A 12,905-nucleotide genomic window follows, 5' to 3' on the forward strand; every position below is an offset into this window, starting at 1 on the left:
AGCAGACCTCAACGCGGCTCAGCAGAGGGTGGTCGTGTGTTCGCAGAGCTGCAGCAAGGGGAAACGGGGGCGCGCGCGCCTTTCGTGGGACGGCAGGAGGAGGCGAGTCGCCTATGTGACGCGCTCGCGCCCGTCCTGTCCGGCGAAGGTTGCCGCGCGGTTCTGATTCTCGCCCCCACCGGCGGAGGCAAGACCGCATTCGTCGAGCATCTCGCGCCCACCCTGGAGTCACGAAGGGCGGTCGTCGTAGCCGGCAAGTTCGACCAGGTCGTTCGCGACATTCCTTACGCCGCCCTCATCGATGCCCTGCGGGCGTGGCTGCGCCGCGCCTCCGTGCTGCCGCCTCGGGAGTTCGAGCAGGTGCGGCAGGATCTCAGGCAGCGCCTGGGCGCCTCGGCGCCAGTCTTGGGCGGTCTCCTCCCGGAGCTCTCGATGTTCCTCGGGGATCTGCCGGGCGCGCCCACGCTCGGCATCCGGGAGGACCGCAACCGGTTTCAGTTCGCCGTCCTGGCGCTCCTCCACGCCATGACCGACGGCGGCCGGGCCTGCCTCCTCTTCCTCGACGATCTGCAGTGGGCGGATGCGGCGACGCTCGCCCTCATCGTACGGATATGTCTCGATTCCGGCCTGCCGCGGGTCGGCTTCGTGCTGACCCACCGCACCGACGACGAAGAGGCTCTCGCGCGCACGTCGCTCTCCTTGAGGCCATTGGCCGGAGCCGCGCCTTTGCTGACCCGTCTCGCGCTGCCCGCCCTGTCTGCCGGCGACATCGGAGCGATGATCCAGTTCTCCCGCCGCACCGCGGCCGGCCCGGGCGCGGCGCAGGCGTTGCTCGCGAGAACCGGCGGCAACCCGCTGTTCGTCACCGAGGTCCTCCGGTGGGAATCAGCGCCGGGCCCGGCTTCCCCGACCGGGCAGGACATCCCCGCGGCCGAGGACGTCTCCGGGCTGCTGCTGCGGCGCCTGAAGGACCTCGCCCCCGACGAGCAGGCGCTCCTCGGCACCGGTGCGATGATGGGATCGCACATCGAGTCCGCGTTGCTGGCGGCGGTCCTCGACCGGGATGAGCGCTCGGTGCGATCCCTCCTCGAGCAGGCGGTGCGCGACGCCGTTCTGGTCCGCGAGGACGGGAACGGCACGGTCGCCTATCGGTTCCGCCACGACGAGTTGAGACAAGCCGCGCTCGACCTGGTCCCGGCGGCGCGGCAGCCATCGCTGCACGCGCGTCTCGGCCAGATCCTCGGCGACCGGGTCGTGGGCGGCGATGCGGCCGTCGCGTTCGAGGCCGCGTTTCACCTTCACCTCGCCGGCACGGACGGCGTGCGAGACGATCAGCGCCTCCTCGCCGCCACGGTCGACCTCGCCTGCGCCCGGCGCGCCCGCCGCGCCGCCGCCGAGCGCTCCGCGTATGAGCATGCCTCCCGCGCCTGCAGGATCCTGGGCGAGTGGGGCTGGAGCGCAGCATACGAGCTCACGCTCGAAGCCCACACCGAAGCGGCGTGCGCGGCGTTCGCCGTCGGGGCCGCCGAGGATTTCCGTCGCCTCGCGCACGTCGTCAAGGAGCGTGCGCGCAGCTTCATGGACGAGCTCCCCATGCAGGAGGTCCTCGTCGTCGCGCTCACGGGCTCCGGCGACGTGCCGGCCGCGTTCGATCTGGTCTGCGAAGGCGCTCGCAGGTTCGGCCTCTCCCTCCCCAGCGAGCCCGGCGCCGATGACATCGCCGCCGCCGCCCGGAGGATCGACCTCGCTCTGGCGACCATGACCCCGGAGTGGCTGGCGAAGACGGATCACGTCGACGATCCGTCCATCATCGCGCTGCTCCGGCTCCTCGGGCTCGGTAACGCGGCGGCCTACACCGCGCGCCCCCACCTGCTGCGGATGCTCGTCGCCCTCGAGCTCGACCTCTCGGCCCGGCATGGCTTCTCCGATGTCACGGCCCTGGCCCTCGCGTATCTCGGCGCATTGGACTGCGCCTCTCCGCAGACGGTCCGGCGGGGCATCGGAATCCGCGCGCGCGCCCTGGCGGCCGCCAAGCGCGTTTCGGACGGGGCGATCCTCGCGCGCACCCTGGACATCGTGCACGGCATGACGTCCGCCTGGACCGGACCCCTGCGCGACGCAGTGACTCCACTGTGGGGAAACGCGCAGCTGGGCCTCGAGCACGGGGCGTTCGACTATGCCGGCTACAGCGCGCTCAAGAGCTGCTTCTTCGCGCTGCTCTCCGGCACGCCGCTCGACGAGGTCGCGAGCCGCCTCGATGCGTGGCGGCACACGCTGGGTGAGCTGGGGCAACGGCTGGCCCACGCCTACCTGTCGCGGGATCGTCAGGTGGTCGAGCTCCTCCGCAGACGAGCCACTGGGCAGACCCACGTCAGCGGCGAGTTCAGCGATGAAGCGTCCTGCTGGAGAGACTACGACGCGCAGGACGACCACTACGGGGCCCTCTACCTCGCGGTGGGCAAGCTCCTCCTCGCCGCCGTCTTCGTGGACCCTGCCGCGGCCTCCGAGGCGTCGGTCCGCCTGGCGCGGCACGCCAAGGGCGGCTACGGGCTGCCGCACCTCGAATTCGGCCGCTTCTACGCGGCCGTCTGCGCCTGGGACGCCGCTTACGCCGGCGTGATGGAACGCGCCGACGCGATGGAGCGCATCGATGAGACCCTCGCCGAGATCACCGACTGCGCCGAGCTCGTCCCGCCGACCTTCGCACACAAGCGCTGGCTTCTTCGCGCCCTCGCCGCCGATCTGCGCGGCGACACGTCCGAGGCGCTGAAGGCGTTCGATTCCGCGCTGGAAGGCGCCCGATCGTCGGGCTATCTCCACGAGGCCGGGCTCGCCGCCGACCGAGCGAGCCGGGTGTGCGCGCGCATCGGGCGCTGGGAGCAGGCCGAGGCGTATCGCGCCCGCGCCGATGAGGCGTGGACGGACTGGGGCGCCTCGGCGCGGACCCGCCGGTGCGCGGGCGTGGTGCCGACGCAGCGCGAGGCCGAGGCGATCGCGTCCACCACGGACGAACCGCGCGCATTGGAGCGCCTCATGGAGAACGTGCCCCGGTGGTTCGGCGCGCGACGGGCGTGGCTGGTCCGCGTCGGCGACGACCTCGAGATCGTCGCCACCGCCGACGGCGACCGGCTGCGCTGCCATCCGGCGAGCCCGGATCCGCTGGGCTCGGTCCCCTGCCTGGACCCTGCGCTCGTCGTCCGCGTGGCTGCGTCCGCAGCGATGCACGAGCCCGTTCCCGGCCCGGCGCCTGCCGGCGGGATCTGGGTACTCCCCCTCGTCTTCCAGACGCGGGCCCACGGCGTCCTCGCCCTCGACCTCCCGCCAGGCATCCCCTCCGCCGAGGCGCTCGTGGCCGCGACCTTCGCCTGCGCTCACGTGGCGGCCGTGATCGACGCAGCCCGATTCCAGGCCTCGCTCAGCCGGCAGGCGCGCGAGCGCGACCGGGCGGAGGAGGCCCTCCGGAAGAACGGTGCCCTCCTTCGGAACATCCTCGATGCGACCCGGGCCGTCATCTACGTCAAGGGCGTCGATGGCCGGTACATGCTCGTGAATCGCGTCTACACGGAGCTGTTCGGCGTCACCGACGCCAACGCGTCTGACAAGACCGATTTCGACATCTTCCCGCGGGAGATCGCACAGACGCTGCGGAGCAACGACCTGGAGGTCCTCCGGTCGCGGCAGCCGCTCGAGCGCCTGGAGGAGGTGCTGGTGCGCGGTGAGCCGCGAATCTACATGTCGTTCAAGGTTCCGCTGCTCTCCGAGGACGGCATTCCATTCGCCGTCTGCGGGGTGTCCGCGGACATCACCGAGCTGAGGCGCGCCGAGGAGGCGCTGCGCGAGTCGGACCGCCGCAAGAGCGAGTTCCTGGCCATGCTCTCGCACGAGCTGCGCAACCCGCTCGCGCCCATCCGCAACAGCCTCTACATCCTCGGCCGCGCGGAACCGGGCGGTGAGCAGGCGCTCCGGGCGCGGGCAGTCATCGAGCGCCAGGTGGAGCACCTGACCCGCCTCATCGACGACCTGCTCGACGTGACCCGCATCTCCCGCGGCAAGGTCCAGCTCAAGCGCGAACGGCTAGACTTGAACGAGCTCGCGCAGCGCACGGCCGAGGATCACCGCGCGGCGTTCATCGGCGGCGACGTCCACCTCGAGCTGCTGCCGGCGCGGGCCGAGGTCTGGGTGAACGGCGATCGGACGCGACTGGCGCAGGTCATCGGCAACCTTCTCCAGAACGCGGCCAAGTTCACCCCGCGGGGCGGGAAGGTATCGCTGTCGGTCGGAGGGGACTTCGCTCGCGGGCGGGCCACCGTCCTGGTCCAGGACACCGGCAGGGGCATCGCGCCGGAGATCCTTCCACGCGTGTTCGAGGCCTTCATCCAGGCCGACAACACCCTCGATCGAAGCAAGGGCGGCCTCGGCCTCGGCCTCGCCCTCGTCAAGGGCATGGTCGAGATGCATGGCGGTTCGGTCAGCGCAGCAAGCGGTGGTCCCGGCATGGGCGCGACCTTCACGATCACGCTGCCCCTCGAGACAGCCATCCCGACCGAGCCGAGCCCGCGCCGTGCCAGCAGCGGGGCGCCAGCCCGCCGCGTGCTCGTCATCGAGGACAACGTCGATGCGGCCGACACCCTTCGCGACGCGCTCGAGCTCGGCGCGCACGTCGTCACCGTGGCCTACTGCGGGCCCGAGGGGCTCGCAAAGGCGCGCCCCTTTCGCCCCGACGTCGTGATCTGCGACATCGGCCTGCCTGAGATGGACGGCTACGCCGTCGCGCGGGCGATGCGCGCCGACGCGGAGCTCGGGCGCGTGACGCTCATCGCCCTGACCGGCTACGCTCAGCCCGAGGATGTGGCCAAGGCCAGGGCGGCAGGCTTCGACGCCCACCTCGCCAAGCCACCCAGCATCGAGGCGCTGGAGAGGGTGCTCGCAGGGGTGCGCTGCGCGACGTCTGCCACCTGAGACCGCCGACGCCGGACGAAGCCTCAGTCCGTCTCGCTCTCCCAGCTGGCCGAGTCCGAGAGCATGAGCTCGAGCCACGGCTCGAGGCCGGGGGGCGGGGTCGTGACGACGGTCGGATCCTCGAGCGTGGGGTGCTGCTCGCCGGCGGTGAAGAAGTACCTCGCGTTCGCCGTGGCCGGATCCATGACGGTCGCGCCGAGGCTGCGCAGCCCGGCCTCGAACCGATCGGCGGGCATGGGCGTCAAGGCCGGGGTGGGCACGAGCGTGAAGGTGCCGAAGAAGCCGCGGATCGTGAGGTCCTGGAGGTGGGAGAGGAGCGCGAGCCGATCGTCGGGATAGCGCTCGGCGATCTCGCGGAGCCCCTGGGACAGGTCCGCCCGGCACTCCGGGCAGAACCCGTCGAGCGACGCGCCCATACCCCAGCGCGCGTACCAGGCCTCGCGCGAGCTCGCCGGGATCGCGTCGCCGGCGAGCGGCGGACCGGAGTCGTCGATGAGGTAGCCCTTCGCGTCCGGCCAGTAGCGTCGCACGGCCGGGTAGTTCGAGAGCGAGCCGAAGCCGCCCGCCGAGGAGCCCGACACGACGAGCCTCGTCGCCGCCGGGAACGTCGCCCCGAGCCGCTTCAGGAAGGCGAGCACGTTCGCGTGGCCCACGTGCTGCCACGTGATCGAAGGCCGGCCGGCGAGCGGGGAGGCGTACGTCGCGACGGCGTCGCCGCTGTGGACGTCGCCCGTGCAGTACGGAACGAACGCGATCGTCGCGTCTCGCAGCGCGTCCGGGAGGTTCTCCCGGCGCACCCACGAGCGCGGGTATTTCTCGTAGATGTCGCGCGCGAACTCTTCCGGCCCGAACGGTCCGCTGCTCGCCGTCTTCGGCACGAGGTCGGGTGCGCCCCCGCAGGTGAAGAAGTCCCAGCACGCGCCGCCGCCCTGAAGGAACACGACGAGCTCGGTGCTCGCCGGTGATCCCCAGCTGAGGGCGAGGCCGGTCGTGCTCGTCCCGAACTGGTACGCGCCGGACGGCTGCCGCACGGCGTCGGTGCAGAACGCGTCGTCGAACGGGATCCAGGTCCACCCCGTCGCGCCCGCGATCGCGGTGCCCTCCGTCCGCGAGATCGGCGCGCCCAGCGGAGGCGGCGTCCCGTCCCCGCCTGGAGCGGAGCCGGATTCGCCTCCGCCGCAGGCCGCCGCAGCGGCGAGGAGCGCGACCACGAGGACGCGGCGCACGACATCCGGGATCGACATGCGCCGCATCGTACCTCTCACGCCGGGCGTCCGGGGCACGCTCGAGGGCTCGCGCTCCGAGACGGTGCGTCACGGGGCGGGGAGAGCGCGCGAGCGACACCTCCGGATGTCGCGGTATCTTCCGGCACGCGTGGAGCCCTTCACCCTTGCACTGACCCCGGCCGGTCACCTCGTCGTGCGCCCGGGCGAGCGGCCGGATGCACTCGGCGAGGCGGCCGCCCGCCGCATCCGCGCCGCCTTCGAGCGCGGCCACGGCGCCGGCCTCCTCCACCTCGGCACGCGCGAGGCGCGCACCGCCCTGCCGCCCGCGCTCGGGTTCTGGCGCGACCTCGCGCGCTCGTTCGTCGCGGCGCTCTGCGCCCTTCCCGATCTCGAGGAGCGGCGGCAGGAGGCCGACCCGGAGCCGAGCGCGGGGGAGCTCGAGCAGCTCGCCGCCTCCGCACCGCCGCTGCAGGGCGGCGAATACCTCTCACCGACCGTGCTGCGGTCGCTCTGGGGGGACACCCTCGCGGCGTGGCGCGAGGAGATCGCCCGCGCGAAGGGCACCGTCCAGGCCTGGCTCGCGGAGCGCGATCCGGCCTGGGCCGTCGTCGGCCGCGTGCACCTGCACCTCGCCGAGAACCGCCGCGACCCGGAGCGACCCTTCGCGTTCCTCGCGACGTACACGACCGGGCTCGCCCCGAGCGGCCGGCCCCAGCACCGGCGCCTCGGCGACGCCGTGCGCGAGGCGTCCTCCGCGGCCGACCGGCGCCGGCTGCTCGCGCTCCTCCAGCCGGTTCACCGTGCGTCCGAGCGAAGCGCGCTCGTGAAGGGCCTCGCCGACTCCGGTGCGCTCTTCCAGCCCCTGGCCTGGACCCCGGCAGAGGCCCATTCCTTCCTCCGGGAGGTGCCCGCGCTCGAGGAGAGCGGCATTCTCGTGCGCGTCCCCGAGTGGTGGAGCGGACGTCACGCGCCGCGGCCGCGCGTGACGATGCGTGTCGGCGAGACGAAGCCCGCCGCGCTGGGTCTCGACGCGATCCTCGACTTCGACGTCCGCCTGACGCTCGGGGAGGACGAGCTCGGCGAGACGGAGCTGCGAAGGCTCCGCGACGCCGGCGGCGGGCTCGTCCTCTTCAAGGGGCGCTGGGTCGAGGTCGACCGCGAGCAGCTCGACGCGGTCCTCCGGCGCTTCCACGAGGCGGAGCGCACGGCGGCCGAGGGCGTCTCGTTCGTGGAGGCGATGCGCCTCGTCGCGGGCGCCGACGTGGGCGCGGAGGTGGTGCTCCTCGATCCGCACCGTGAGTGGACCGGTGTCGAACCCGGGGCGTGGCTCGAGGAGACGCTCGCCTCGCTGCGCGGCCCCCGCGGCGCCGAGGCGGCCGATCCCGGTCCGGCCATGCACGCCACGCTCCGCCCCTACCAGCGCGAGGGCGTCCGCTGGCTGTGGACGCTCGCACGCCTCGGCCTCGGCGGCTGCCTCGCGGACGACATGGGGCTCGGCAAGACCGTCCAGGTGCTGGCGTTGCTGCTGCTCCTGAAGCGCCGGGGGCTCCTCGCCGGGCCGCACCTCCTCGTCGCCCCCGCGTCGCTCCTCGCGAACTGGAAGGCCGAGGCCGAGCGCTTCGCGCCGTCGCTCCGGGTGCTCGTCGCCCACCCGTCCGCCACGCCGCGCGAGGCGCTCGCCGCCCTCGACCCCGAAGCGCTCGCCGGGTACGACCTCGTGATCGTCACCTACGGTGCGGTGGCCCGCCTGCCGTGGGTCACGCAGGCCGGGTTCGGCCTCGCGGTGCTGGACGAGGCGCAGGCCGTGAAGAACCCCGCGGCGCGGCAGTCCCGCGCCGTGAAGGCCATCCGCGCCCGCGTGCGCCTCGCCCTCACCGGCACACCCGTCGAGAACCGGCCCGGCGATCTCTGGTCCATCTTCGACTTCGTGAACCCCGGGCTCCTCGGCTCGGCGAAGGAGTTCGCCGCGTTCCTGAAGCGCGCCGCGGCGTCCACCGCCGCGCCCCCTCCCCCCGCGCCGGCGCTCGACGGCGTCGCGCCGCCGTCGCCCTACGCCGCCATCCGCGCTCTCGTCCGCCCGTACCTCCTGCGCCGCCTCAAGACGGACCGCGCGGTCATCGCCGATCTGCCCGCGAAGACCGAGGTGAAGGCCTTCTGCGCGCTGACGCGCGCGCAGGCGGCGCTCTACGCCGAGTCCGTGGAGTCCCTCGCGCGCGAGCTCGCGAGCGTCTCGCCGGGCGACCGGACGCGGCGGCGCGGCGTCGTCCTCGCGTACCTGCTCAGGCTGAAGCAGATCTGCAACCACCCCTCGCAGTGGCTCGGCGACGGCGAGTACGCCCCGGGCGCGAGCGGCAAGTTCGCGCGGCTCTCGGAGATCGCCGAGACGGTCGCGTCGCGGCAGGAGAAGGCGCTCGTGTTCACGCAGTTCCGCGAGATGACGGGCCCGCTCGCCAGGTTCCTCGCGGGCGCCTTCGGCCGCCCCGGGCTCGTCCTGCACGGGCAGACACGGGTGAAGGACCGCGCGGCGCTGGTGCGGCGGTTCCAGGAGGACGAGACGGTCCCCTTCTTCGTCCTCTCCCTCAAGGCCGCCGGCACGGGCCTCAACCTCACGGCGGCCTCGCACGTCGTCCACTTCGACCGCTGGTGGAACCCGGCCGTGGAGAGCCAGGCGACCGACCGCGCCTTCCGCATCGGCCAGCGGAAGGCCGTGCTCGTGCACAAGCTCGTCTGCCGCGGGACGATCGAGGAGCGCATCGACGCGATGCTCGAGGACAAGCGGCGGCTGTCGCAGGAGCTCCTCGAGGGGACGGAGGAGCTCCGGCTCACGGAGCTCGACGACCGCGAGCTCCTCCGGCTCGTGTCGCTCGACCTGCGCAGCGCGGAGTTCTGAGCATGCCTGCTGCGCCCCGGCGGGCTCGCTTCGCCGGCGTTGCTGACGTTAGGATTCCCTCGTGGCGTTCGAGGACGGCGAGCGATTCCCCGAGTACGTGACCGCGGCCGAGCGCCGGCTGCGCGCCGAGCTCGCCCGAAAGCGTCTCCTGCGCCAGGGCATCGTCCCGCAGCCGGTCGTCGTCGAGGGGCGCGAGCTCGCGACCACCTTCTGGGGCAAGGCCTGGTGCGACCAGCTCGAGTCCTTCGCCGACCTCGCGACGCGCCTGCCCCGCGGGCGGACCTACGCGCGGAACGGCTCGGTCGTGCACCTCGAGATCTCGAGGGGGCTCGTGAAGGCCTTCGTGAGCGGCACCGAGCTCTACGAGGCCGAGGTGCGGATCCGCCCGCTCACCTCGGCGCGCTGGCGCGCCGTGCGGCAGGCGTGCGCGGGACGGATCGCGACCGTCGTCGAGCTCCTCTCCGGACGGCTCTCCTCGGCGGTGATGCAGGTGCTGTGCGACCGCGAGCGCGGGCTCTTCCCGACGAGCGCCGAGCTCGACCTGCGCTGCTCCTGCCCCGACGCCGCCCGGCTCTGCAAGCACCTCGCGGCGGTGCTCTACGGCGTCGGCGCGCGCCTGGACGACGCCCCGGAGCTGCTCTTCACGCTGCGCGGCGTGGAGCTGGCCGAGCTCGTCGCCGACGCGGGCGCCCCGGGGACGATCGCGGCCGAGGCGCCGTCGGGCGCCACCCTCGTCGCGGACGATCGCCTGTCGGAGATCTTCGGGATCGAGCTCGAGCCCCCGCGCCGTGCGAGCCGGCGCGGGCGGAGCGCGAGGCCCGACGTTCCGGCCCCGCGGCGCCGGGGCGGGAGACGCGCGCGGCGAGGCCGGTGATTGCGCTGATTGCTCGAGTGGACCCGCTCACCGCTCGCCCTTCGACAGGCTCAGGGCGAGCGGTTCTTTGATCCGAGGGCGCGGAGGGGACCGTCACCCTCCCCCCGCCCGCCACAGCGCCCAGACCGCGGTCCACCCCATCGCGAGCAGCACGACGAACGCCGTTCCCGACGCGACGCTCACGCGAGACATGCCGCGCCGCGATCCGATGGCCCAGGCGACCCCGACCGCCTGCAGGCCGTTCGCGAGGTGGTACGCCGTCCCGAGCACGCCGAGCACGTACACGACGAGTGTCGGCAGGTGGGACCGCACCTGGTGCGCGAGGTGCTCGAACGGCTCGGGCCCGCCCGCGAGGAGCCGCGGCTGGATGAGCGCGAGCCACAGGTGCGCCCCGAGGAAGAGGAGGAGCCCCAGCGCGGAGAGCCGGTGCAGCACGTGGCGCACGCTCACGAGCCGAACCGCGTGCCTCGGCACGCGCGTCCTCGGGAGCCGCGCGAGGCCCCACACCGAGTGCAGTACGAGCGGCACGAGCACGACAGCGAGCGTCACCGCCTGGGCGGCGGGGCTCGGGTGCTCGGTGACCGCGCGCTCCCACGCCGCCCGCCCGCGCAGCGCGGCGAGGTTGTCCCAGAGGTGGTTCACCGTCCAGACGCCGACCGGGAGGAGCCCGAGGAGCGACGCGAGCTTCGAGCCCAGGAACGAGCCCACGGCGGTCCCCCCGCGCGCCTGCCGCGCGTCGGTACCGGACCGCTCGCCGGCGCCGAGCTGCCTCTCCACCGAGATCGTGCGAGCCATGCGGTCTACACGCGCGACGGGCCCGCGAGGTTACGGCCACTTGCGCGAAAGCGCGTCCGGCATCGACCTCGACCGGCACCCGCTCCCACCTCGGGACCGGCGCGCGGACGGAGCTCGCGCCGCCACTCCGTAACCTCCGCGCCCCCTCGCCCGTGATGAGAGCCAAGGAGGAGCGATGAAGATCTTCGTCACGGGTTCCACGGGAGTCATCGGCCGGCGCGTGGTGCCGGCGCTGCTCGCGGCCGGCCACGAGGTCACCGCGGTCGCGCGCGCACCGGAGGCGAGGGCGCGCCTCGTGCGCATGGGCGTGAACGCCATCGGGCTCGACCTCTTCGACCCCGGCGCCGTCCGGCGCGCGGTCGCGGGGCACGAGGTCGTGGTGAACCTCGCGACGCACATCCCGTCGCCGGGGCGGATGCTCCTGCCGTTCGCGTGGCGCGAGAACGATCGCCTGCGCCGCGAGGCCTCGGCGAACCTCTGCGAGGCGGCGCTCGCGGGCGGCGCCTCGAGGTTCGTCCAGGAGTCGTTCGCGCCCATCTACGAGAGCGCAGGCGACGCCTGGGTGGCCGAGCGGTCTCGCATCCGCCCGGTCCGCTACAACCGCTCGGTCCTCGATGCGGAGCGCGCCGCCGCCCGCTTCGCGAGCCTCGGGGGCGCCGGCGTCGTGCTCCGGTTCGCCGGGTTCTACGGCTCGGACGCGTCTCACCTCCGGCCGCTCGTCGCCGCGGCACGGCGGGGCTTCGCCGCCCTGCCCGGCGCCGGCGACGCCTTCATCTCGTCGGTTTCCCACGACGACGCGGCGTCGGCGGTCGTGGCGGCGCTCCGGGTTCCTCCGGGCGTCTACAACGTCGCCGACGACGAGCCCGTCCGCCGGCGGGAGTACTTCGACCTCCTCGCCGCCGCGCTGGGGGTCCCGCCGCCGCGCCTGCCTCCGCCGTGGGCGAGGCACCTCTTCGGCTCGCTGGGCGAGCTCCTGGGGCGCTCGGTCAGGATCTCCAACTGGAAGCTGCGCGAGACGGCGGGCTGGGCGCCGCGCTACCCGAGCGTGCGCGAGGGCTGGCCGGCGACGATCGCGGCGCTCAGGGACGAGGCAGCGGCGCCCCCGGAGCTTCAGGCAGCGCCGTGAGCTTGTGCGGCGCGGCGATGACGTCGATGCGCGCGATGCGGCCCTCCGCGTCGAGGTCGAGGCGAAGCACGGTGCGGGGCGCGACGCGCGGCTCGGGGCTCTCGAGGTCGACCCTGAGCGCGGGGAGCCCGTTGAGGCGCAGCCAGGCGGCGCGCCCCTCCCCGCGTCCGCGGGCGATGCCCACGAAGAACCGCGCGACGTTGCTCGCGCCCTCGAGCACCCGCGGCGCGGCGAAGTACTTCCCGCCGCCGTCGGTGACCGCGCGAGCGTTCGAGGCGAGGAGCGCCTCGGCCGAGGCCACGTCGCCCGCCAGGATGGCGCGGATGAACCCCTCGAGCGCCTCGCGCGTGCGCGCCTCCAGCGCGGGGGAGGCGGGGAGCCGCGAAGCGTCGTAGCCCTCCATGGCGCGGCGGGCGCGCAGGTGCGCGACCTTCACAGCGCCCTCGGTCGTGGAGAGCACCGCCGCCGTCTCGCGCACCGTGTGGCCGAGCACGTCGCGCAGGAGGAGCACCGCGCGCTGGAGCGGCGTGAGCCGCTCGAGCGCGACGAGGAACGCGTAGGAGGCGGACTCGGCCGTGTCGTAGCGCGCGTCCGGCGTCGGCTCGAGGTCGGGCTCGTCCGTGGAGGCCGGCGAGGGCAACCACTGCCCGGTGTACCCGCGGACGCGGCGGCGGCGCAGGAGATCGATCGCCAGCCGGACCGCGACGCGCGCGAGCCAGGGGCGGAGCGGCTCGCCCGAGCGATCGGGCCGCGCGGTGAGCGCGCGGGCGAACGTCTCCTGCACGAGGTCATCGGCGTCCGCCGCGACGCCGGTCATGCGGTAGCAGATCCCCCACACCGCCCGCCGGTGATCGTCGAGCGCCTGCCCGAGCGCACGGTTTCTGGGTTCGAGGGAGCGCGCCTTCGCAGCCATGGTCGTCGTCATGGGCCGTGATCACGGCCGACGCTGGCAGAAGGTAACGGCGGCCTCGCGGCAAGGCGGGCCCGGGTGGGGCTCGAGGCGCGGGCTGCGCGTCCGGCGATCCGGGGAGCGTT

The 12,905-nt window shown here is 73.7% G+C and carries 7 protein-coding genes; 4 read left to right on the forward strand and 3 right to left on the reverse strand.

Features of this window, described 5'->3' with window-relative positions:
* Nucleotides 1-36: 36 nt before the first annotated feature.
* The gene (locus MNY62_RS06860) at nucleotides 37-4,959 is read left to right on the forward strand and encodes an ATP-binding protein (protein ID WP_242343370.1); all 4,923 of its coding nucleotides are present in this window, start codon (nucleotides 37-39) and stop codon (nucleotides 4,957-4,959) included.
* A 23-nt stretch (nucleotides 4,960-4,982) separates the two neighbouring features.
* Here MNY62_RS06860 and MNY62_RS06865 read toward each other — a convergent pair whose 3' ends face one another.
* Complete coding sequence (locus tag MNY62_RS06865; protein WP_242343371.1) at nucleotides 4,983-6,203, reverse strand: pectin acetylesterase-family hydrolase; 1,221 nt, start codon at nucleotides 6,201-6,203, stop codon at nucleotides 4,983-4,985.
* Between the two features lie 130 nt (nucleotides 6,204-6,333).
* Between MNY62_RS06865 and MNY62_RS06870 the strand changes: the two genes are divergently transcribed.
* Together MNY62_RS06870 and MNY62_RS06875 are read left to right on the forward strand one after the other, a co-directional pair.
* Nucleotides 6,334-9,075 carry a DEAD/DEAH box helicase gene (locus tag MNY62_RS06870; protein WP_242343372.1) on the forward strand — a complete coding sequence of 914 codons (2,742 nt, stop codon included), beginning with the start codon at nucleotides 6,334-6,336 and terminating at the stop codon, nucleotides 9,073-9,075.
* 61 nt (nucleotides 9,076-9,136) lie between these two features.
* Nucleotides 9,137-9,949 carry an SWIM zinc finger family protein gene (locus MNY62_RS06875; RefSeq protein ID WP_242343373.1) on the forward strand — a complete coding sequence of 271 codons (813 nt, stop codon included), beginning with the start codon at nucleotides 9,137-9,139 and terminating at the stop codon, nucleotides 9,947-9,949.
* Nucleotides 9,950-10,042: 93 nt separating this feature from the next.
* On the opposite strand, the gene MNY62_RS06880 is transcribed toward MNY62_RS06875, so the two are convergent.
* Complete coding sequence (locus MNY62_RS06880; protein ID WP_242343374.1) at nucleotides 10,043-10,744, reverse strand: succinate dehydrogenase; 702 nt, start codon at nucleotides 10,742-10,744, stop codon at nucleotides 10,043-10,045.
* Between the two features lie 175 nt (nucleotides 10,745-10,919).
* On the opposite strand from MNY62_RS06880, the gene MNY62_RS06885 reads away from it, so the two are divergent.
* A complete protein-coding gene (locus MNY62_RS06885; protein ID WP_242343375.1) occupies nucleotides 10,920-11,870 on the forward strand; it encodes an NAD-dependent epimerase/dehydratase family protein in 951 nt (316 codons plus the stop codon).
* Here MNY62_RS06885 and MNY62_RS06890 read toward each other — a convergent pair.
* On the reverse strand, nucleotides 11,824-12,795 hold the full coding sequence (locus tag MNY62_RS06890) for a sigma-70 family RNA polymerase sigma factor (RefSeq protein WP_242343376.1): 972 nt from the start codon (nucleotides 12,793-12,795) through the stop codon (nucleotides 11,824-11,826). The two genes, MNY62_RS06885 and MNY62_RS06890, sit on opposite strands and share 47 nt — an antisense overlap.
* Nucleotides 12,796-12,905: the final 110 nt, after the last annotated feature.

The organism is Anaeromyxobacter terrae, from assembly GCF_022690685.1.
Lineage (GTDB): Bacteria > Myxococcota > Myxococcia > Myxococcales > Anaeromyxobacteraceae > Anaeromyxobacter > Anaeromyxobacter terrae.

What these genes read in the sequence shown, in the direction of transcription:
- MNY62_RS06865 (WP_242343371.1), bottom strand. Translation starts at nt 6,203, where the DNA reads ATGTCGATCCCGGATGTCGTGCGCCGCGTCCTCGTGGTCGCGCTCCTC.
- MNY62_RS06885 (WP_242343375.1), top strand. Translation starts at nt 10,920, where the DNA reads ATGAAGATCTTCGTCACGGGTTCCACGGGAGTCATCGGCCGGCGCGTG.
- MNY62_RS06890 (WP_242343376.1), bottom strand. Translation starts at nt 12,795, where the DNA reads ATGACGACGACCATGGCTGCGAAGGCGCGCTCCCTCGAACCCAGAAAC.
- MNY62_RS06880 (WP_242343374.1), bottom strand. Translation starts at nt 10,744, where the DNA reads ATGGCTCGCACGATCTCGGTGGAGAGGCAGCTCGGCGCCGGCGAGCGG.